Raw genomic sequence first — 17,728 nt, forward strand, 5'->3', positions numbered from 1 at the left:
ACGGGCCGGTCAGCGCCGGGGAATTCGGCCAGGTGGGGCCGAACTGTGCACACCCGCACGGTATTTGGGAATCCGGACCGTTATCTTCATGCCCGCGCCCACCCCCGTTTCGATGACGAGCCCGTGGCCGTCCCCGTAGACCTGCCGCAGCCGCTCGTCCACATTGGGCAGTCCGATGCCCGAGGAGGAGCCCGGCTGCTCCCCGGCCAGGATCCGGCGCAGCAGGGACGGATCCATCCCGACGCCGTTGTCCTCGATCGTGATCAGCGCCTCCGCGCCCGCGTCCCGGGCCGCGATGGTGATCCGGCACTCCTCGGTGGAGTCCTCCAGCCCGTGCTTGACCGCGTTCTCCACCAGCGGCTGCAGGCACAGGAAGGGCAGCGCCACCGGCAGCACCTCGGGCGCCACCTGCAAGGTCAGCTTGAGCCGCTCCCCGAACCGGGCCCCGGCCAGCGCCAGGTACTGCTCGATGGACCGCAGCTCCTCGGCCAGCGTGGTGAACTCCCCGTGTCGCCGGAAGGAGTAGCGGGTGAAGTCCGCGAACTCCAGCAGCAGGTCCCGGGCCCGCTCCGGATCGGTGCGCACGAACGAGGCGATCGCCGCCAGGGAGTTGAAGATGAAGTGCGGGGAGATCTGCGCGCGCAGCGCCTTGATCTCGGCCTCCATCAGCCGGGTCCGCGAACGGTCCAGCTCGGACAGCTCCAGCTGCACGGACACCCAGCGCGCCACCTCGGTGGCGGCCCGCACCAGCACCGCCGACTCCCGTGACCCGTAGGCCACCAGCGCGCCCAGCATCCCGTCCTCGCCGGTCAGCGGGGCGACCACGGCCCACTTGAGGGGGCAGTCGGGCCGTTCGCACTCGGTGCGCACGCTCTGGCTGCGCCCCGAGTCCAGCATCACCGCGACCCGGGCCATCGCACGGCGTTCGTGGTGGTCGGCGCCCGGGCCGTCCCAGGCGAGGACGCTCTCGCGGTCCGTCAGGCACAGGGCCTCGGTCCCGAGGAGGGAGCGCAGGCGCCGGGCGGCCTTGCGGGCGGCGTCCTCGGTGAGGCCGGCGCGCAGCGGGGGAGCGGCGAGGGAGGCGGTGTGCAGGGTGTGGAAGGTGGCCCGTTCGACGGGGGTGCCGAGGTCGAGGCCGAGGGCGCGTTCGCCCTGCCGGGCATGCCACCGGCCGCCGGCCCAGCCGAGGCCGAGCAGCAACACCGCGCCGGCCGCGCCGAGCACCGAGAGCAGTGCTCCGTTCATGGTGTGCCGCCCTTCGTCGAGAGCGGTGCTCCGGCCGGAGTGCACCGGGCGCGGCTGTGAGCGGTGCTCCGGGGCGACGCCCCGCCAGCGGCCGTGAGCTTCGCTCCGGCCCTGGAGCACCGCGCCACGATCAGAGCGCCGCTCTCGTCCCGATGCGCTGCTCCGGTCACAGAGCATCGCCCTTTCCGGCGGGCGCGACAGTCGCGCCCCCGCCTCCGCCGCCCGCGGGGGCCGCCCCCGCCACGTCCTCCGGCAGGTGCAGCCGCGCCAGCGTCGCCGCAGTCCCCGGCGGGATCCGCCCGCGCGTGCCCAGGGACACCAGCACCATCGTCAGGAAGCCGAGCGGGACGGACCACACCGCCGGCCATGCCAGCAGCGTGTTCGCCCACCCCGCCGGAGCCAGCCCGGCCCGCGTCGCCAGCACCGCGCTCAAGGCCGCGCCCCCTCCCGTCACCAGCCCGGCCACCGCCCCCGGCGGCGTCAGCCCGCGCCACCAGATCCCCAGCACCAGCAGCGGACAGAAGGACGACGCCGACACCGCGAAGGCCAGCCCCACCGCGTCCGCCACCGGCACCTCCGTCACCGCCACGCTCCCGGCCAGCGGCACCAGGATCGCCACCAGCACCGCGACCCGGAAGCTCCGCACCCCGCGCGAAGGCAGCACGTCCTGGTGCAGCACCCCCGCCACCGCCATCGTCAGCCCCGAAGCCGTGGACAGGAACGCCGCGAACGCGCCCCCGGCCAGCAACGCCCCCAGCAGCTCCCCGGCGACCCCGCCCACCACCCGGGCCGGCAGCACCAGCACCACCGCGTCCGCCTCCCCGGTCAGGGCCAGCTCCGGGGCGTAGATCCGGCCCAAGGCCCCGTACACCGGCGGCAGCAGGTAGAAGGCACCGACCAGGCCGAGCACCACCAGCGTGGTGCGCCGCGCCGCACGCCCGTTCGGGCTCGTGTAGAAGCGCACCGCCACGTGCGGCAGCCCCATGGTCCCGAGGAAGGTGGCCAGGATCAGCCCGTACGTCGCGTACAGCCGCAGCTCGGGCCGGTCCCCGGACAGCGGCTCCGACCAGCTCGACACGCCGGGTCCGGCCTCCGCCCGGCCCTGCGGCACCGCGGAGTCCGGGGCGAACTCCAGCCGCGCGTGCGCCCGTACGGAATGCTGCCCGGCGCCGAGGGTCACGGACTGCCCCGTGTACGCCCGCCCGTCCACCTGGCCGGTCACCGTCACCGTCAGCGGCGCGTCCAGGGACAGCCGTACGTCCTCGGCCAGCGTGACCGCGGTGTGCTCGCGGAACACCGCCGGGGCGTCGAAGGAGGCGCGCGGGGCGCCGTCCCCCGCCCAGGCGGCCAGCAGGAAGAACGCGGGCACCAGCAGGGCGGTGAGCTTCAGCCAGTACTGGAAGGCCTGCACGAAGGTGATGGACCGCATCCCGCCGGCCGCCACCGCCGCCGTGACCACGACGGCGACGACCACCCCGCCCACCCAGTGCGGTGCCCCGGTCAGGATCTCCAGAGTCAGGCCCGCCCCCTGGAGCTGCGGCAGCAGGTACAGCCAGCCGACGCCGAGCACGAACAGCACCGCGATCCGGCGCACCGCCTGGGATTCGAGCCGGGCCTCGGCGAAGTCGGGCAGGGTGTACGCCCCCGAGCGCCGCAGCGGGGCCGCGACCAGCACCAGCAGCACCAGGTACCCGGCGGTGTAGCCCACCGGGTACCAGAGCATCTGCGGCCCCTGGAGCAGCACCAGCCCGGCCACGCCGAGGAAGGAGGCCGCCGAGAGGTACTCGCCGCCGATGGCCGCCGCGTTGAGGCGCGGGCCGACCGTGCGCGAAGCCACGTAGAAGTCCGAGGTGGTCCGGGAGATCCGCAGGCCCAGCGCGCCGACCAGCACCGTGACCAGGACGACGACGGCGACCGCGGTCAGCGCGTACGTCTGGTTCACCGGCGGGTCCTTCGGCTGGGGCGCGGGCGCGGCCCTGCGCGGGTGTCGGGTCCCGGTCGCGCGCCGGAGCCCGGCGGGTGGATGCCGGGTCCGGGCCGCATGCCGGGGTCACGGGAGTCTACGCACGCGCCTCGAGCGGGCAACAGGGGCTCTAGGGCCTGGCCGGATATGGCTCAGCGGGCGGGATCGCGGTGCTCCGCGCAGTCCCGCAGGGCGATCTCCAGCTCCACGTACGATTCCTCGGCGCGCCGGAAGGCCAGCGTCAGGGCCGCCTCGGCCCGGGGCGGCAGGTGTCCGTACGCGCCCTCGTGGGCCTCGTACAGGACGTCGGCCCAGCGTGCGGCCGCGCTCCGCAGGCGGGCCAGCAGCACTTCGGCCTCGGCGGGACCGGCCGGCCGGGTGCGGGGCAGTCCGGTCAGTGCGTCGAGCAGCGCCTGGATTTCGGACATCTGCCTCCTCCCGGGGCCGAAGATCCACGATACCCGCGGGGGTCCGTGCGGGTGGCCGGTCCGGCCGGTGCTGCGGCCGACGGCCCGGGCGGATCGCCGTACGTCCCTGCCCGCACGGTGAACGGTCCGCCGCCGCGCCGGACGGTCGGCGCGCGCCCTGCGGGGCTGTCCCCTACCCACCCTTCGCCCGTTCCCCGGGGCTGCGGCCCGCGTCGGGGGTGGTTCAGCCCATCGCCTGGCGCATCAGCAGGTCCCTCAGCTCCCGCGTGTGCCTGCGGCTCACCTGCAGTTCGGCCGCGCCGACGCGGACCGTGGTGGTGCCCGCGTCCAGGCGCAGTTCGTCGATGCGGGCCAGGGCGACCAGGTGGCGGCGGTGAATGCGGACGAAACCGCGGGCCGCCCACCGCTCCTCCAGCGTGGACAGCGGAATCCGTACCAGGTGGCTGCCCTCGTCGGTGTGCAGCCGGGCGTAGTCGCCCTGGGCCTCCACGTACGCGATGTCCGCGATCGCCACGAAGCGGGTGACGCCGCCCAGTTCGACGGCGATCTGCTCGGGCGCGCGGTCCGCGCCGCGGGCGGCGGCGGACCCGGCGGACGCGGCGCCCGCCGCGGCTGCCGCGACGGGGGACCCGGGGATCTCGGGGGCGGCCGCGCGGGGCGCGCGGGCCGCCGGTACGGCGGGCACGGTCTCGGGGCCGGCCGCCGGGGGCTGCTCACCGGACCGGCCGGACTGCGCGCAGGCCCGCCGCACGGCCTCGGCCAGCCGCTCCGGCCGGACGGGCTTGAGCACGTAGTCCACGGCCTTGAGGTCGAAGGCCTGTACGGCGAACCCCTCGTGCGCGGTGACGAACACGATCAGCGGCGGCCGCGCGAACCCGGCCAGCAGCCGGGCGATGTCCAGTCCGGTCAGCCCCGCCATGTGGATGTCGAGGAAGACCACGTCGATGACGTCGGCCCCGTCCGGGCCGCTCTCCAGCGCCCGGGTGATCCGGCGCAGCGCCTCGGTGGCGTCCGAGGCGCCTTCGGCGCTGAGCACCCGGGGGTCCGAGCGCAGCAGGTAGAGGAGCTCTTCGAGCAGGGGCTTCTCGTCGTCGACGGCCAGTACGCGCAGCATGATGCGGAGTCTAGGTTCCGCCCGCCCGGGGCGAAACGGTGCGCGGCCCCCGCCCCGGGGGGAGGGGAGGCGGGGGCCGCGCGGTCGGTTGGTCCGGGGGACCGGTCTCGGGGGTCCGGTCGCAGGGGACCGGCCTCAGGGGTGCGGTGTCGGGGGACCGGTCTCAGCGAGGGCCGGTCTACTGGACGGTGATGAGCTTGCCGTCGGGGGCGACCGCGTACCAGGTGCCGCCGACGCCCTGGCCGTTGATGTCGCCGGCCTTCTTGTCACCGGTGAAGGTGTAGACGGGCCAGCAGTTCACCGTCTGCTGCTTCTTGCCGTCGGGGCGGTCGAGCACCAGGTAGTTCTTCTGGATGATCCCCTTGGCGTTCGCCTGGTCCACCGGCGGCACGACCGGCCACTTGGCCACGCAGTCGCCCTCGCACTTGGAGACCATCGGCCACGCGGTGTCGGGCTTGAACCGGTAGACCGTCATCCCGTTGCCGTCGACGATGTGGTCGCCGAGCTTCGGGTCCTTGGCCACGGTCAGCGCGCCGGAGGCCTGGCCGGCGCCGGCGCCGGCGGGTGCGGGGGCCGCCTTCGCCGCCTTCTTGCCGTCGGGAGCCGCCGCGAACCAGGTGCCGCCGACTCCCTGCCCGTTGGTGTCGCCCGCTTTGGTGTCCTTGCTGTACCGGTACACGGGCCAGCCCGCCACCGTCAGCTGCTTGCTTCCGTCGGTACGGACCACCTCGCCCAGCAGCGCAGGGTCCATGCCCGCCGCGGCGGTGGCGTCGCCGGCCGCGACCACCGGCCAGACCTTCGCGCAGTCCCCGTCGCAGGAGGACTTGGACGGCTTCGCGGTGTCCTTGTCGAAGCGGTAGAGGGTGAAGCCCGCGCTGTCGGCGAGGACGGAGCCGAGCTTCTCGTCCTGGGCGATGGCCAGTTGGCCCGCGGGCTTGGCGTCGCCGGCGCCGGCCGCGGCGGCGTCGGAGCCCGAGCCGTAGCCGTCGCCCGAGGACGGGGCCTGGGAGGGAGCGGCGACCGCTCCGGCCGGCTTGGCGTTGTCGCCCGCCGAGTCGCTCCCGCCGCACGCGGTCGCGGTGAGTGCGACGGCGACCGCCACGGCCGCCAGGGTGGTTCCGCGCTTGATGCCCATCTTGATCTCTCCCACGTGTGTGTCCCTGCCTGCGCCGCCGCTTTCATCCGTCCGAGCGGAGTGGAGCGGCGGCAACTTGTGCAGGACACGCCCTGGCGGGGCCGGTCTGTTCAATTCCTCCGATGTGGGCTGTTTCACTCACCCCAGGTCGAACCCGGCCCGCTTCACGGCCGTGGCCACAGCGAGGCCGAGCGTGCGGTGTCCGGCGTCGTTGGGGTGCAGCCCGTCCGCCAAGTGCTCGGGGCCCAGCAGCTCCCGCCCCGGCAGCAGCACCAGCCGCTCGTCCCCGGCGGCGATCCGCTCCCGGGTGGCGCGCTCCATCGCGTCGCGCAGGGCGCCCAGGGTGGCGCCCAGCTTGTTCGGGGTGCGCTCCGCGTCCGGGCGCAGCACGGGGGAGAGGAGGAGCAGCGGTGTCCGGGGGTGACCCTGGCGGACCAGTTCGAGGAACGCGCGGGTGGTCTCGTACAGCAGCGGGGCCGAAAAGGGCACGCGGGACCAGCAGTTGGTGCCGAAGGCGAGGGTGAGGACGTCGGCGGGGAGTCCGGCGAGCTGCTCGGCGCAGGCCAGCTCCCCGCGCGCGGCGCCCGCGTAGCCGAGGTTGACGGTGTCCCAGCCGAGCGCCCGCCCGGCCACCGAGGGCCAGCCGTGCGCGGGCCGGGTGGACCACCAGCCCTCGGTGATGGAGTCGCCGTGCACCACCCAGCGGGTGGCGGGCGGTGCGGGGGCGAGCGGGCCGCCGATCCCGCGCAGGCCGAGGATCAGCGGGGACTGGGTCTCGGGCGGGTGGATGGTGAACGGGCCGGAGCCGCCCGGCAGTTCGAGGCGTACGACGGCCTCGGCGGCCGGCTCGGTGTACAGCTCGCCGACCACCCCGTGCCGGTCCCACAGGGCGAACCCGTGCGCCAGGTCGCGCAGCGCGTCGGTGGGGCCGGGCACGGTCGCCCGGTAGTGGATCTCCACCGCCCGGGTGCCGGGCGCGGTGAACTCCAGGCGCACCCCGATGGGCAGCGTGGCCCGCTCGCCGGTGTCCCAGGGCAGCCGCATGGTGTCGGCCGGATCGGCCCGCACGGGCCGGCCCCCGTCCAGCCAGGCCACCCCGCGCAGGAAGGGCCCCGGATCCAGCCACGGCCCGGCCTCCGAGCCTGCGTGCGCGGGCGTTCCCGCACCTGTGCCCATGCCTGCGCCCGCATCTACGCCTATGTCTGCGCCTACACCTGTGCCTGTGCCTATGCCTACGTCCGAGCCTGCGTCCGGCCCGGCTTCCCGTGTGCTCATCGTGCGCCTCCGACCGTCGGGTACGGGAACTTCACGCCGACGCCGCCGTCCACGACCAGCGTCTGGCCCGTCATGTACGAGGACTGCGGCGAAGCCAGGAAGTACAGCGCGGCCGCGATGTCCCGGGTCTCCGCGACCCGGCCCAGCGGGGCGTTCGCCGCGTTCTGCCTCCGCCCCTCCGGGCCCAGCAGGGCGGCCACCCGCGGGGTCCACACCACCCCCGGTGCCACCGCGTTGACCCGTACCCCGCGCGGGCCAAGCTCTACCGCCGCCGAGCGCACCAAGGAGATCAGGCCGGCCTTCGCGGCTCCGTACGCGGCGTGCAGCGGGGCGGCGGTGAGCCCGGAGACGGAGGCGACGAAGACCAGCGGCCCGCCGCCGGCCGCGGCGACGGCCTCGCCGCCGTACTGCACGGCCAGCCAGGCGTGCCGCAGCACCAGGTCGAAGTGCCAGTCCCAGCCCTCGTCGTCCAGCTCGGGCAGCGCGGCGTACCGGGCCATGCCGACGATGTCGACGACCCCGCCGACCGGGCGGCCCCCGAGCAGCTCCGGCGCCGCGGCGAAGAGCTCCCGTACGGCCTCGCGCCGCGTGACGTCGGCGGCGTACGGGACGCCCCCGGTCTCGGCGGCGACCGCCCGGGCCCGCTCCTCGTCCACGTCCACGCACAGCACGCGGGCTCCGCCCGCGGCCAGCGCGTGCGCGGTCTGGCGGCCGATGCCGTTGCCCGCGCCGAGCAGGACCAGGGCCCGGCCGTCGAGCCGGTGCAGGGCGGCGTAGTCGGGGACGGACGAGGTGTCGGGGGCGGACGGGACATCGGGGGAGGCGTCGGCGGTGGTGTCGGGGCCGTCGCTCACGCGGAGGCCTTCCGGGGCGTGTACCGGGCCAGTTCCGGGATGACTTCCTTGCCCAGGATCTCCAGGGTCCGCAGGATCTCCCGGTGTTCCAGGTAGCCCCACTGGACGTAGCAGATGAGCTGGTCGACGCCGAGGTCCGCGTACCGCTTGGCCTTGGCGACGATCGTCTCCGCGTCCCCGATGAGGATCATGTCCCCGTCGCTGAACTCCCGTACGGGTACGTTCCCTTCGAGGATCGGCGTGAGCAGCGGGAAGGTCCGCTCCCGCTCCTCGGGGCTCAGGTGCGGCAGCTCCCACTCCAGGGTGAACTGCGCCAGGTTGGAGTACCACCAGGCGACCGACTCCCAGACCCGGGGACCCGGCTCGGTGCGCGGCGGGGTGGCGTGGACCAGGGTGTAGGCGGCGACCCGGTCCGTGGTGACGTCGGTGAGGGGGCCCGGGGCGGCGGCCGCGGCCCGGTAGGCGGCCACCTGGGCGGCCATCGCCTCCAGCGGCTGCATGATCGAGAAGGACAGCAGCCCGAGGCCGTGCGCGCCCGCGACCTCCGCGGAGCCGGGGGAGGTGGCCGCCATCCAGGCGGGCGGGTGCGGATCCTGCACCGGCTTGGGGGTGACCATGCGGCGCGGGAAGGCGAAACGCTCCGACTCGTACGCGAAGTACTCCTCGCGCCACATTCCGGTCACGATCTCGATGGCCTCGCGCCAGTCGTCGCGGGACTTCTCCCGGTCCACCCCGAAGGCCGCCTGCTCCATGGGCGTGGAGCGGCCGGTGCCCCACTCCACCCGGCCGCCGGAGAGCACGTCGACGGTGGCGACCTTCTCCGCGATGCGCTGCGGCGGCGTGAAGGCGAAGGGGGTCAGGGTCACGCCGAAGCCCAGCCGGATCCGCTCGGTGAGCCCGGCCAGGTGTCCGAGGAGCACCTCGGGGGCCGGGCAGTGCGAGCGGCCCTCGCGGAAGTGGTGCTCGACCGCCCAGACGGTACGGAAGCCCATCCGGTCGGCGAGCCGGATCTGTTCCACCGCCTCCCGGTAAGCGCGCTGCTCAGCGGCCCGCTGGCCGTGCGGGTGGGCTCCCCGCCAGGGCCGCGGCACGTCGATCTCGTAGAGCACGTCCAGGTCCATGGCGGCACGCTGCGGCAGATCTGACGAAGTGTCAAGAATGCGGGGTCGGGATGGCCCGCGCACTGATCGATCATCCCCGCGCAACAAAGGACCATCCATGACAGATCCGCGCAACGATCAGTCGCCTATGTGCAAGGATGGTGCATTACGGGCGGTATCACTCAGCTCGTAGGCTCACTCGCTGTACGTGGAGTGGCGTGGACCGCCTGCTCGGCGGTCCCCCATGCCCAGGCCTTCCCGGCCTGCTCCTGCTCCGGACCGCTGCGGTCGATGCCTCACACCCCACCCGCAGTGACAAAGGAGTCCCCTCGTGCTCGACCACGGCCAGGCGCCACCGCTCGCTCCCGCCCCCGAGGCGCCGCGCAAGCCCGCCCACCCGCTCCTGCGCCGCAAGCCGGTGGAGCAGCTGGTCGCCGAGGGCGGCCAGGGTGAGGGCGGCTCCCTGCGCCGCTCGCTCACGATGTGGCAGCTGACCATGATCAGCATCGGCGCGACGCTCGGCACCGGCATCTTCGTCGTCCTCGGCACCGCGGCCCCCAAGGCCGGCCCCGCCGTCACGATCTCCTTCGTCATCGCGGGCCTGACCGCCCTGTTCTCGGCCCTCTCCTACGCGGAGCTGGCCGGATCGGTGCCGGTCTCCGGATCCTCGTACTCGTACTCGTACGCCACCATGGGCGAGCTCGTCGCCTGGGTCTGCGGCTGGTGCCTGGTCCTGGAGTACGGGGTCTCCGTCGCGGCCGTCGCCGTCGGCTGGGGCGAGTACCTCAACGAGCTCCTCGACGGGACCATAGGCGTCACCATCCCCGACGGCGTCTCGGCCCCGCTGGGCGAAGGCGGCTTCATCAACCTGCCGGCCCTGGTCGTCGTCCTGCTCGCCATGGTCTTCCTGATGCGCGGCGCCAAGGAGAGCGCCCGGATCAACTCGATCATGGTCGGCGTGAAGATCGTCACCCTGCTGCTCTTCATCGGCATCGGCTTCATGGGCATCAAGGCCGGCAACTACGCCCCGCTCGCGCCGCTCGGCATCACCGGCATCAGCGCCGGCGCCGCCACGCTCTTCTTCTCGTACATCGGCTTCGACGCCGCCTCCACCGCCGGTGAAGAGGCGAAGAACCCCAAGCGCGACCTGCCCCGCGCGATCATGCTCTCGCTGCTGATCGTCACCGTGCTCTACGTCCTCGTCGCCTTCGTCGCCGTCGGCGCCATGCCGTGGCAGGACTTCGAGGGCACCGAGGCCGCGCTCGCCCAGATCATGACCGACGTCTCCGGCCACACCTTCTGGGGCGTCGTCCTCGCCGCCGGTGCCGTCGTCGCCATCGCCTCCGTGGTCTTCGCCGTCCTCTACGGCCAGACCCGCATCCTCTTCGCCATGTCCCGCGACGGCCTCGTGCCCAAGGTCTTCGCCAAGGTCGACGCGAAGACCGGCGCCCCCCGCGCCAACGTGGTGATCGTCTCCCTCTTCTGCGGCACGCTCGCGGCCTTCATCCCGCTCGGCAAGCTGGCGGACGCCACCAGCATCGGCACCCTCTTCGCCTTCGGCCTCGTCAACGTCGCCGTCGTGATCCTGCGCAAGACCCGCCCGGACATGCCGCGCACCTTCAAGGTGGCGCTCTTCCCGATCACGCCGATCCTGGGCCTGCTCGCCTGCGGCTACATGATGCTCAGCCTGGACACCGCCACCTGGATCGTCTTCGGTGGCTGGATGGCCGTTGGCCTCGTGGTCTACTTCCAGTACGGCATCCGCCGTTCCCGACTGGCCACAGCCCAGCCGACCGCTACGCAGCCGGCCGCAGCAGAGAAGTGATTCACCCGTAGTGCGACTGAACGATCTCGACGAACGCATCGTGCACGCCCTGGCCAAGGACGCCCGCCGCTCCTTCGCGGACATCGGCTCCGAGGTCGGACTCTCGGCCCCCGCCGTCAAACGGCGTGTGGACCGGCTGCGCGCCGAAGGAGCCATCACCGGCTTCACCGTCCGCGTGGACCCCGCCTCGATGGGCTGGGAGACCGAGGGCTTCATCGAGATGTACTGCCGCCACAACACCTCGCCGGACGACATCCGGCGGGGGCTGGAGCGCTACCCCGAGGTGGTGTCCGCGTCGACCGTCACCGGCGACGCGGACGCCCTCGTCCAGATCTTCGCCTCCGACATGCGGCACTTCGAGCGGGTCCTGGAGCGGATCGCGGGCGAGCCCTTCGTGGAGCGCACCAAGTCCGTCCTCGTCCTCTCCCCGCTCCTGCGCCGCTTCACCTCCGGCGCGCCCGCGTAGCGGTCCCCGCCCCCCGCTTCCCGCGCTTGCGCAGCAGCTCGCGGCGCTCCTCCTCGGTCAGACCGCCCCACACCCCGTACGGCTCCCGCGTGCGCAGGGCGTGCTCCAGACACGCCGCGCGCACCGGGCATCCGGCGCAGACCTGCTTCGCGGCCTCGTCGCGCTGCTCCCGGTCCTCGCCCCGCTCGTCGGCGGGATGGAAGAACCGCGTCGAGCCGAGCTCGCGGCAGGCAGCCCGCGACTGCCACTGCCAGTGGTGTCCGGCGGACCCGGGCAGCCGGGCCGTGCGGGCCGCGGGGACGCGGGGAGTCGCGGGAGGTGCGGTGGACGGGGTGGACGTGGCCGCCCTGGAGGGGCTGCGGTTCATGACGGTTCCCTTCGCGCCGAGGTCGCAGACTGTGTCCTCCACGCGTGTGACCGCTCCGCTCCGCGTCAAACCCGCCCGCCAAACCCGCCCGCGGAAATCCCCGCAACGGCCCGGCCTACCAGCGCAGATGCCCCCGCCGCGCCCACTCCCCGGCCAGCAGCCGGTACGAGCGCACCCGGTCGGCGTGCCCGTGCGTGATCGTGGTGATCAGCAGCTCGTCCGCACCGGTCGCGTCCCGCAGCTGCTCCAGCTGGTCGGCGACGGCGGCCGGCGAACCGGCGAACTGCGTCTCCACCCGGTCCGCGACCAGCTCGTGCTCCGCCGTGGACCACCCCCGGGTCAGCGCGCGGGCCTCCTCCGGCGAGGGGAAGGGGATCGCACCCTCACCGGACCGGATGCTGTGCACCCACGGCGCGTACCCGGCGGCCAGCTCCCGGGCCTCGGAGTCGTCCGGGGCCACCACGACATCGGCGGACACGGTCAGGTGCGGCCGGTCCAGCCCGCCCGGCCCGGCCGAGGGCTTGAAGGCGGCCCGGTAGGCCTCGGCGGCCTCCAGCACGCTCGCCGGGCTGACGTGGTAGTTCGCAGCGAACCGGAGCCCGTTCGCACCGGCCGACTCCGCGCTCACCCCCGCGCTGCTCCCCAGCACCCACACCTGCACCTCGGCGCCCTCCCCGGGCACGGCATGCGCCTCCACCCCCTCCGGCGAGCGGTACTCCCCGCGCAACAGGGCCAGTACGTCGCCCACTTGCTCGGAGTACTCCTGCGCCGTGGCCCCCGGCAGCTGCAACAGCCGCTGCTGGAGCGCGATCCGCGGGTGACCGCGCAGGTGGGCGAAGGAGAAGGGCTTCGGTATGCGCAGGCCGTTCGCCGTGGTGTACGCCACCGGCGGCTCGGCCCCGGCACGGCGCGCCGGCGGGCCGCCCGCCGAGCGCCCCAGACCCAGGTCGATCCGCCCCGGGTGCACCGCGTCCAGCAGGCCGAACTCCTCGACCGTCGACAGGGCCGTGCGGTGCCCGAGCTGGACCGCCCCCGAGCCGATCCGGATCGTGGAGGTGGCCGAGGCGGTCAGCGCCAGCACGACGGCGGGCGAGGTCCCCGCGACCCCCGGATTGAGGTGGTGCTCGGCGAACCAGTAGCGGACGTAGCCGAACCGTTCGGTCTGCCGGGCCAGGTCGACGCTGCCGCGCAGGGCCTCGGCCGCCGTGGAGCCGGACGGGATGGGGACGAGGTCGAGGACCCCGAGCGGGATACCGGGCATGGTGTTCCCCCTTCTGTGGGACGGGCTTGGGACGGGGTCCTGCGGGGCCGGGGTCAGCCGTGCACGGGGGCGAGCGCGCGGGGCGCGGCCAGCCCGAGGTGGTCGCGCAGCGTCGGGCCTTCGTACTCCCGGCGGAACACCCCGCGCTCCTGGAGCAGCGGGACGACGGTGTCCGCGAAGGCGTCGAGGCCGCCCGGGGTCAGGTGCGGGACCAGGATGAATCCGTCGGCCGCGTCCGCCTGGACCAGGGCGTCGATGGCCTGGGCGACGGTGAGCGGCGAGCCCACGAAGGACTGCCGGGCGGTCGTCTCGATCACCAGTTCCCGGATCGACAGGCCCCCGGCGGCCGCCCGCTCCCGCCACTCCCGCGCGACGGCCACCGGGTCGCGGTTCATGCGCACGCTCGCCCGGCCCAGCGCGATGGTGTTCTCCCCGGGTTCGGGGTCCACGTCCGGCAGCGGGCCGTCCGGGTCGTAGCCCGACAGGTCCCGGTTCCAGACGTGCTCCAGGTACTTGATCGCGGTCGCCCCGCTGACCTGCAGGCGCCGCACCTCGTGGGCCAGCTCCCGCGCCTCGGCGTCCGTGTCGCCGAACACGAAGGTCGCCGCCGGGAGGATCTTCAGCTCGTCGGGGGTGCGCCCGTACCGGGGCAGGCGCCCCTTGACGTCCGCGTAGAAGGCGCGGCCCTCGTCCAGCGTGCCGTACCGGCCGAAGATGGCGTCCGCGGAGGCCGCGGCGAACTCCCGCCCCTCGTGCGAATCGCCCGCCTGGAAGATCACCGGCCGGCCCTGGGGGCTGCGCGGCACGTTGAAGTGCCCGGAGATGTCGAACTGCTTGCCCCGGTGGGCGAAGGCGCCGGGGCCCGCGTCCCGCAGGAACTCCCCGGAGACCGGGTCGGCAAGGATCTCAGCGCCGTCCCAGGAGTCGAAGAGCTCGTGGGCGGTGTCCAGGAACTCCCTGGCCCGCTCGTAGCGTTCCTCGCGCGGCAGGAAACCGCCGCGCCGGAAGTTCTCCCCGGTGAAGGCGTCCCAGGAGGTGACCACGTTCCAGGCGGCGCGGCCCCCCGACAGGTGGTCGAGGGAGGCGAACTGGCGGGCCACCTCGTACGGTTCGTTGAAGGTGGAGTTGATGGTGCCGGTCAGCCCGAGGTGTTCGGTGACGGCGGCGAGCGCCGCCAGCACGGTGAAGGTGTCCGGGCGGCCCACCACGTCCAGGTCGTAGATCTCGCCGCCCTGTTCGCGCAGGCGCAGACCCTCGGCGAGGAAGAGGAAGTCGAACTTCGCGCGCTCGGCGGTCCGCGCGAAATGGACGAAGGAATCGAAGTCGATCTGGCTCCCGGCGGCCGGGTCGCTCCACACGGTGGTGCTGTTGACCCCGGGGAAGTGCGCCGCGAGATGGATCTGCTTGAGCGGCTTGCTCATGGGTGCTGTCGGTCCTTCCTGGGGGATCAGGCGGCGGGGGAAGCGGTGGCGGCGGGGGCCTGCGGGTCGGCGGCGTACCGGTTCGCCGGGCGCGGCAGCCCCAGCAGGCCGCGGAGCGAGGAGGCCTCGTAGGCCCGCCGGAACGCCCCGCGCCGCTGGAGCTCCGGGACCAGGCCGCGGGTGATCGCCGGCAGGTCGTGGGCGTGCACCCCCGGCCGCAGCCGGAAGCCGGTCAGCCCGGCCTCCCGCCCCTCCAGCAGCAGGTCGGCGAGGTGCGCCGGAGTCCCCGCGAAGACGGGGGCGTCACTCGTGTACGCGGCCCCGTGCGCGGCGTCCAGCCGCTGGAGCCGTCGCTCCGCCGCGGCCGGCTGCTCGTCGAGGAAGACCGTCAGCTCGCCGAACAGGTGCGGGGTGCCGGGGAGCGCGGCGACGGCGGAGCGGATCTCGCCGGCATCGTGCGCGGGCACGTAGCCGATGTCGGCCGACCGGGCGAGGAAGGGGTACACGGTGGCGTCCGAGGCCAGCGCGCTCACCGGGGGCAGGCCCTGGGGCGGCCGCGGGGTGATCGAGGGGCCCTTCACGCTGAACCGGGGGCCCTCGAAGTCGATGTAGTGCAGCTTGGTGCGGTCGATGAACCGTCCGGTGGCCACGTCGCGGATCTCGGCGTCGTCCTCCCAGCTGTCCCACAGCCGCCGCACCACCTCGACGTGGTCCGCGGCCTCCCCGTACAGCTCGGCCGGCTCCAGGGGCGCCGTTCGGCGCCCGAAGTGGCGTACCTCGTCGGGCCGTTCGGAGATCTGGATGCGCAGCCCGGCGCGCCCGCGGCTCACGTAGTCCAGGGTGGCGAGCGCCTTGGAGACGTGGAACGGCTCCGTGTGGGTGGCCACCACGCTCGGCACCAGCCCGATGTGCCGGCTCAGCGGCGCCACCCGGGCGGCGACCAGCACCGCGTCGAGCCGGCCCCGCACCAGATCGGTGCGGCCGTCGGGCCCGGCCGGATCGGTGGACTGCAGGCTCAGCGAGTCCTCGAAGGTGACGAAGTCCAGCAGCCCGGCCTCGGCCTCGGCGACGAGCGCGGCCCAGTACCCGGCGGTGAACAGCCGGTCGGCGTCCGCACCCGGTTCGCGCCAGGCGGCGGGATGCCAGCCGGCACCGTCGAGGGCCACGGCGAGGTGGAGCGCGGGGGAGGACGCAGGGGAGGGGGAAGGGTGCACGGGCATGGCGGAACTGCCTCCTGATCGGGCGGCGCGGCGAAGGATGGAGCGGATCGCGAAACGCTGATCAGGAACGACAGAGGGAGCCGGCGACGCGCAGGAGGTCGATGTGCGCGCGGGAGTGCAGACGGACGGCGCAGCGCGGGGTGAGGGCGTCACCGGCGGTTCGTACGGTCATGCCGGGCCACCCCCTTCGCTCGTCGGTCCCGGTCGTGCTCCCGACGCTAGATCAGGAGGGACCGGGCCACAACGGATGCAATGTCAATCCGTGTTAAGCCTTCGTGTCGGGCGTGCGAAGCCCGATGAAGACCGGCTCGCGGCGCAGGGTGAACCCCATCGAGAGGTACAGCCCCACGGCCCCGGTGTTCTCCGCCGCGGCGTGCAGGAACGGGGAGTCCCCGCGCTCCTCCACGGCGGCCGCGACCGCGCGGATCAGCCGCCCGGCGAGCCCCTCGCCCCGGTGACCGGGGTGTGTGCAGACGGCGCTGATCTCCGACCAGCCCGGCGGCCGCATCCGCTCGCCCGCCATCGCGACGAGCCGGCCGCCGCGGCGGATCCCGAGGTACGTGCCCAGCTCGACGGTGCGCTCCCCGAACGGGCCGGGCCGGGTCAGTTCGACCAGCTCCAGCATCTCGGGCACGTCGGCCGGCCCCAGCAGGACCGCCTCCGGCTCCTCCTTGCCCCGTACCGCCCGGCCGTCCAGCTGTACGCCCGGTATCGACATCAGGGTCTCCCAGCCCGCGGGCGGGGTCGGCAGTCCGGTCACCCACACCTCTTGGCCGGGGCCGGCGAGCTCGGCCAGGTCCGCCCAGGCCCGCGGATCCTCCGGGTCGCAGAGCGCGGCGAAGGGCGACACCCCGGCCGCGTAACGGGCGGCGAGCCCGGCGGGGCCGATCTCGGCGAAGCCCCGGTGCGGGCCGTCGAGCGCGGCCCAGACGGGATTGTCGAGGACCGCACCGGGCCGGGACTCACTGGACATGAGCGGGAGCTTCCTTCCATCGGGCGCAGGCACGCGTACGAGCACGCGTGCGGGCCGTCGTGCAGGCGCCCGTGCGGGCACTTGTACGGACTCTTGCGGGCGGTCTTGACGGCCCCTGGCGGTGCCATGAGACTGCGAACGCCAGCCTAATGGGGGTGGCGGACAGGAAGGGGGGCCCGGTGGACCAGCTCACCGCACCCTCCGGCACCACACCCTCCGCCACCACGCCCTCCTCCGTCGCCACCCCGCTGCGCCGCTCCTGGCTCACCCGCCGGCTGCACATAGATCTCCTCCGCGTCTGCAGTGCCACGGCCCCGGCCTCCTGAGGCCCCGCCGAGCACGCGCGTACGCACACAGACCGAGGAGACCCATGTCCCAGACCCATGTCCAGACGCCTGCCCAGACCCATGTCCAGACGCCTGCCCAGACCCATGTCCAGACGCCTGCCCAGACCCATGTCCAGACCTCTGCGCAGACCCCTGTCCAGAACCCTGCGCAGCCCCTTGTCCAGGCGGCGCTTCCCCAGAGCCGCGTCCCGGTGCCCGCCCGGAGCCTCGCCCCGGCCGCGGCCGCCGTCCTGCGGGGCCGCATCGGGACCGGGTTCTCGCCCGAGCCGCACCGGTACCGGCTGTACGTCGCCGCCGACGACTGTCCGAGCTGCCTCGGCGTCACCGCCGCCTTCGCCGACCTGGGCCTCCGGGACACCGTGGCCCTGACCGTCCTGCGGCCCGGCTCCGACCCGGCGGGACACGACGCGCTCCGCCGCGCCTACGAGGCCGCCGGGCACGACCACGACGGCACGCTCACGGTCCCCGCCCTCTGCGACGGCTGGAGCGGCCGGGTGGTCTCGAACCACGCTCCCGACATCCTGGAAGACCTGCGCAGGCTGAGCGTGCACCCGGCCTTCCGCCCGGCCCCGTAGAACCCCCGAAAAGGGCCTTCGAACCGTTCACGGAGCCTTCGCGCAACGAATCGCCGCTGCCACCCGCCAACACGCAACGAATCGATGCGCGGAGCGCAACGGTCACGGCTTGTCCCGGTCGAACGCACGAACGTACCGTCTAAGGACCCCCACCCCTCC

General features: G+C 73.9%; 18 protein-coding genes. 4 read left to right on the forward strand and 14 right to left on the reverse strand.

Translation table 11 applies throughout. The annotated features are described in order from the left end of the window. Positions 1-9: 9 nt before the first annotated feature. The 8 genes from OG898_RS24660 to OG898_RS24695 all read right to left on the reverse strand — a co-directional run bounded on the left by OG898_RS24660 (position 10) and on the right by OG898_RS24695 (position 9,135). Entirely contained in the window at positions 10-1,245 is a 1,236-nt protein-coding gene (locus OG898_RS24660; RefSeq protein ID WP_250741404.1) for a sensor histidine kinase, read from the reverse strand. A 166-nt stretch (positions 1,246-1,411) separates the two neighbouring features. Continuing rightward, entirely contained in the window at positions 1,412-3,187 is a 1,776-nt protein-coding gene (locus tag OG898_RS24665) for a cation acetate symporter (RefSeq protein WP_266959262.1), read from the reverse strand. Between the two features lie 173 nt (positions 3,188-3,360). After that, positions 3,361-3,636, reverse strand: a complete 276-nt coding sequence (locus tag OG898_RS24670) for a hypothetical protein (RefSeq protein WP_250741408.1) — start codon at positions 3,634-3,636, stop codon at positions 3,361-3,363. A 223-nt stretch (positions 3,637-3,859) separates the two neighbouring features. Continuing rightward, entirely contained in the window at positions 3,860-4,750 is an 891-nt protein-coding gene (locus tag OG898_RS24675; RefSeq protein ID WP_250741410.1) for a LytTR family DNA-binding domain-containing protein, read from the reverse strand. Positions 4,751-4,928: 178 nt separating this feature from the next. After that, a complete protein-coding gene (locus OG898_RS24680; RefSeq protein WP_250741414.1) occupies positions 4,929-5,900 on the reverse strand; it encodes an SCO0930 family lipoprotein in 972 nt (323 codons plus the stop codon). A gap of 123 nt (positions 5,901-6,023) precedes the next feature. Continuing rightward, positions 6,024-7,061 carry a GDSL-type esterase/lipase family protein gene (locus tag OG898_RS24685; RefSeq protein ID WP_250741415.1) on the reverse strand — a complete coding sequence of 346 codons (1,038 nt, stop codon included), beginning with the start codon at positions 7,059-7,061 and terminating at the stop codon, positions 6,024-6,026. Between the two features lie 95 nt (positions 7,062-7,156). After that, positions 7,157-8,014 (reverse strand): SDR family NAD(P)-dependent oxidoreductase, encoded by an 858-nt coding sequence (locus tag OG898_RS24690; RefSeq protein ID WP_266959265.1) that lies wholly within the window; start codon positions 8,012-8,014, stop codon positions 7,157-7,159. After that, on the reverse strand, positions 8,011-9,135 hold the full coding sequence (locus OG898_RS24695) for an LLM class flavin-dependent oxidoreductase (protein ID WP_266959267.1): 1,125 nt from the start codon (positions 9,133-9,135) through the stop codon (positions 8,011-8,013). Before OG898_RS24695 ends, OG898_RS24690 begins: the two co-directional genes overlap by 4 nt. Before the next feature lie 310 nt (positions 9,136-9,445). On the opposite strand from OG898_RS24695, the gene OG898_RS24700 reads away from it, so the two are divergent. Together OG898_RS24700 and OG898_RS24705 are read left to right on the forward strand one after the other, a co-directional pair. Next, the gene (locus OG898_RS24700; protein ID WP_250741424.1) at positions 9,446-10,939 is read left to right on the forward strand and encodes an amino acid permease; all 1,494 of its coding nucleotides are present in this window, start codon (positions 9,446-9,448) and stop codon (positions 10,937-10,939) included. Positions 10,940-10,949: 10 nt separating this feature from the next. Then, on the forward strand, positions 10,950-11,405 hold the full coding sequence (locus OG898_RS24705) for an Lrp/AsnC family transcriptional regulator (RefSeq protein WP_243334460.1): 456 nt from the start codon (positions 10,950-10,952) through the stop codon (positions 11,403-11,405). On the opposite strand, the gene OG898_RS24710 is transcribed toward OG898_RS24705, so the two are convergent. From OG898_RS24710 to OG898_RS24730, 6 genes are all read right to left on the reverse strand, one after another. Beyond that, complete coding sequence (locus OG898_RS24710) at positions 11,383-11,682, reverse strand: WhiB family transcriptional regulator (RefSeq protein WP_250741554.1); 300 nt, start codon at positions 11,680-11,682, stop codon at positions 11,383-11,385. The genes OG898_RS24705 and OG898_RS24710 overlap by 23 nt on opposite strands. A gap of 205 nt (positions 11,683-11,887) precedes the next feature. Continuing rightward, entirely contained in the window at positions 11,888-13,033 is a 1,146-nt protein-coding gene (locus OG898_RS24715; RefSeq protein ID WP_266959269.1) for an LLM class flavin-dependent oxidoreductase, read from the reverse strand. A 53-nt stretch (positions 13,034-13,086) separates the two neighbouring features. After that, the gene (locus OG898_RS24720; protein WP_266959271.1) at positions 13,087-14,454 is read right to left on the reverse strand and encodes an NtaA/DmoA family FMN-dependent monooxygenase; all 1,368 of its coding nucleotides are present in this window, start codon (positions 14,452-14,454) and stop codon (positions 13,087-13,089) included. Between the two features lie 26 nt (positions 14,455-14,480). Beyond that, positions 14,481-15,674 carry an LLM class flavin-dependent oxidoreductase gene (locus tag OG898_RS24725; RefSeq protein ID WP_266959273.1) on the reverse strand — a complete coding sequence of 398 codons (1,194 nt, stop codon included), beginning with the start codon at positions 15,672-15,674 and terminating at the stop codon, positions 14,481-14,483. Between the two features lie 61 nt (positions 15,675-15,735). Beyond that, positions 15,736-15,846, reverse strand: coding sequence for a putative leader peptide (locus OG898_RS36315; RefSeq protein WP_323182810.1), 111 nt, complete (start codon positions 15,844-15,846; stop codon positions 15,736-15,738). Positions 15,847-15,939: 93 nt separating this feature from the next. Next, complete coding sequence (locus OG898_RS24730) at positions 15,940-16,647, reverse strand: GNAT family N-acetyltransferase (protein WP_266959275.1); 708 nt, start codon at positions 16,645-16,647, stop codon at positions 15,940-15,942. Between the two features lie 155 nt (positions 16,648-16,802). Between OG898_RS24730 and OG898_RS24735 the strand changes: the two genes are divergently transcribed. Further along, on the forward strand, positions 16,803-16,973 hold the full coding sequence (locus OG898_RS24735) for a hypothetical protein (protein ID WP_250741446.1): 171 nt from the start codon (positions 16,803-16,805) through the stop codon (positions 16,971-16,973). Between the two features lie 44 nt (positions 16,974-17,017). Then, the gene (locus OG898_RS24740; protein WP_266959277.1) at positions 17,018-17,569 is read left to right on the forward strand and encodes a hypothetical protein; all 552 of its coding nucleotides are present in this window, start codon (positions 17,018-17,020) and stop codon (positions 17,567-17,569) included. Positions 17,570-17,728 lie beyond the last annotated feature (159 nt).

The organism is Streptomyces sp. NBC_00193 (assembly GCF_026342735.1).
GTDB classification, from domain to species: Bacteria; Actinomycetota; Actinomycetes; order Streptomycetales; family Streptomycetaceae; genus Streptomyces; species Streptomyces stoeckheimensis.

Excerpts from the sequence above, each read along its gene's own strand:
- OG898_RS24740 (WP_266959277.1), top strand. The coding sequence starts at position 17,018 with ATGTCCCAGACCCATGTCCAGACGCCTGCCCAGACCCATGTCCAGACG.
- OG898_RS24715 (WP_266959269.1), bottom strand. The coding sequence starts at position 13,033 with ATGCCCGGTATCCCGCTCGGGGTCCTCGACCTCGTCCCCATCCCGTCC.
- OG898_RS24730 (WP_266959275.1), bottom strand. The coding sequence starts at position 16,647 with ATGTCCAGTGAGTCCCGGCCCGGTGCGGTCCTCGACAATCCCGTCTGG.
- OG898_RS36315 (WP_323182810.1), bottom strand. The coding sequence starts at position 15,846 with ATGACCGTACGAACCGCCGGTGACGCCCTCACCCCGCGCTGCGCCGTC.
- OG898_RS24695 (WP_266959267.1), bottom strand. The coding sequence starts at position 9,135 with ATGGACCTGGACGTGCTCTACGAGATCGACGTGCCGCGGCCCTGGCGG.
- OG898_RS24725 (WP_266959273.1), bottom strand. The coding sequence starts at position 15,674 with ATGCCCGTGCACCCTTCCCCCTCCCCTGCGTCCTCCCCCGCGCTCCAC.
- OG898_RS24660 (WP_250741404.1), bottom strand. The coding sequence starts at position 1,245 with ATGAACGGAGCACTGCTCTCGGTGCTCGGCGCGGCCGGCGCGGTGTTG.
- OG898_RS24720 (WP_266959271.1), bottom strand. The coding sequence starts at position 14,454 with ATGAGCAAGCCGCTCAAGCAGATCCATCTCGCGGCGCACTTCCCCGGG.
- OG898_RS24675 (WP_250741410.1), bottom strand. The coding sequence starts at position 4,750 with ATGCTGCGCGTACTGGCCGTCGACGACGAGAAGCCCCTGCTCGAAGAG.
- OG898_RS24685 (WP_250741415.1), bottom strand. The coding sequence starts at position 7,061 with ATGGGCACAGGTGCGGGAACGCCCGCGCACGCAGGCTCGGAGGCCGGG.
- OG898_RS24670 (WP_250741408.1), bottom strand. The coding sequence starts at position 3,636 with ATGTCCGAAATCCAGGCGCTGCTCGACGCACTGACCGGACTGCCCCGC.